Below are 1,919 nucleotides of genomic sequence, written 5' to 3' on the forward strand. Positions count from 1 at the left end.
GGGCCGGGCACGGCGGCGCCCGGCGGCGGCGCCCGGGCGCACCGGCCCTCCCCCGCGGACACGGGACGCACACCGCGCTCGGCCCAGCGGTGGGCCGCCTTCGGCTGCGTGTGCGCGCCCGTGGCGGTCACGGCGTACGGGGCGGCCCCCTGGGGCGGCGCGTACGGCGCCACTTCCTTCGGGAACGCGGCGGCGGCCGCGGGGCTCGCCGCGGTGGCGGCCGGATGCCGGCTGCTGCTGAACCGCACGCGCCCATCCGGCCACGCGCGGGTCAGCCCGCTGAACGATCCCCGGCGCACCGCGGAGGACCCGGAGCGCCCCGGCGACCGCCCCGTACCCCGGCGCACAGGGGCGCGCACCGAGTCACGGGAGGGCTCACCAAAGCACGAGGGCTCACACGCGTTTCAAACGCGTACACCTGGAGATTGAGCAGTTCACAGGGACTCACCCATCTCTTTTCGGCCAACTTCTCGGCCCTGCCGAACCCTTGGCGAAATCACCCGCCAACCCCCTCGCGACCAGGCACAAGACTGTTTTCGTTCGCCAATCCCGGCCATGGGGACGGGCCATGGACGAGAGGCGCACTTCCCTGCGCGGCTCGCGAGTGGAACGCTTCGTGATCGAATGCTTCGCGCCAAGTTGCCTTGTCGACATAACGGCGGGTGGGGAACTGGTCACGCCGGCACCACGGGACACAGTAGATTCGATCATGAGCATCGAAGGCCCGGGACCCGTGCAGAACCGAGGGGAATCGTGCAGGAGCGAGAGGCCCGACAAGAACGGGGAGACGCGAACACCGAGGGGGGCTTAGCGCCATGACCCAGGACTCCACCGCCACACAGGAGTCAGTACGGAAGCTTTCCGGGCGTCGCCGCCGGGAGGTGGTCGCCGTTCTGCTGTTCAGCGGCGGCCCCATCTTCGAGAGTTCCATTCCGCTCTCGGTCTTCGGCATCGACCGGCAGGACGCCGGCGTCCCCCGTTACCGCCTGCTGGTCTGCGCCGGGGAGGAGGGGCCCCTGCGGACCACGGGCGGCCTCGAGCTGTCCGCGCCGTACGGCCTCGACGCCATCGGCAGGGCGGGCACCGTCGTCGTGCCCGCGTGGCGGTCGATCACCGCCCCGCCCCCGCTGGAGGCCCTGGAGGCGCTGCGCAGGGCGCACGAGGAGGGCGCGCGGATCGTGGGCCTGTGCACCGGCGCCTTCGTACTGGCCGCCGCGGGACTGCTGGACGGCCGCCCGGCCACCACGCACTGGATGTACGCGCCGACGCTGGCGAAGCGCTACCCGTCGGTCCACGTGGACCCGCGGGAACTCTTCGTCGACGACGGCGATGTCCTCACATCTGCGGGCACCGCGGCCGGAATCGACCTGTGTCTCCATATAGTCCGCACGGACCACGGCGCGGAGGCCGCCGGGGCGCTCGCACGCAGGCTCGTGGTCCCTCCGCGCCGCAGCGGCGGCCAGGAGCGCTACCTGGACAGGTCTTTACCGGAGGAGATCGGTTCCGACCCGCTCGCCGAGGTCGTCGCCTGGGCGCTGGAGCACCTGCACGAGCAGTTCGACGTCGAGACGCTGGCGGCGCGCGCGTACATGAGCCGCAGGACCTTCGACCGGCGCTTCCGCTCGCTGACCGGCAGCGCTCCCCTGCAGTGGCTGATCACCCAGCGTGTGCTGCAGGCGCAGCGGCTGCTGGAGACGTCGGACTACTCCGTGGACGAGGTCGCCGGCCGCTGCGGCTTCCGCTCCCCCGTCGCCCTGCGCGGCCACTTCCGCCGGCAGCTCGGCTCCTCGCCCGCGGCGTACCGCTCGGCCTACCGGGCGCGGCGGCCGGGGGCCGACGCCCCGGCGCAGGAGCCGAGGGCCGCCACGGGGACCGGTTCGGGTGCCGGCCCGCTCGAAGGCGGCCTGCCGGGCCAGGCC

1 protein-coding gene and 1 pseudogene are annotated in these 1,919 nt (G+C 73.2%); one reads left to right on the forward strand and one right to left on the reverse strand.

Annotated features, from left to right (window positions below; genetic code table 11):
* Positions 1-248 (reverse strand): annotated as a pseudogene (locus L1885_RS27835) (hypothetical protein); the annotation flags it as partial.
* Between the two features lie 567 nt (positions 249-815).
* On the opposite strand from L1885_RS27835, the gene L1885_RS27840 reads away from it, so the two are divergent.
* The coding region (locus L1885_RS27840; RefSeq protein WP_235799915.1) for a helix-turn-helix domain-containing protein at positions 816-1,919 on the forward strand (1,104 nt) is incomplete at its 3' end.

It is taken from the genome of Streptomyces fuscigenes, assembly GCF_021556455.1.
In the GTDB taxonomy this organism is placed as follows: domain Bacteria; phylum Actinomycetota; class Actinomycetes; order Streptomycetales; family Streptomycetaceae; genus Streptomyces; species Streptomyces fuscigenes.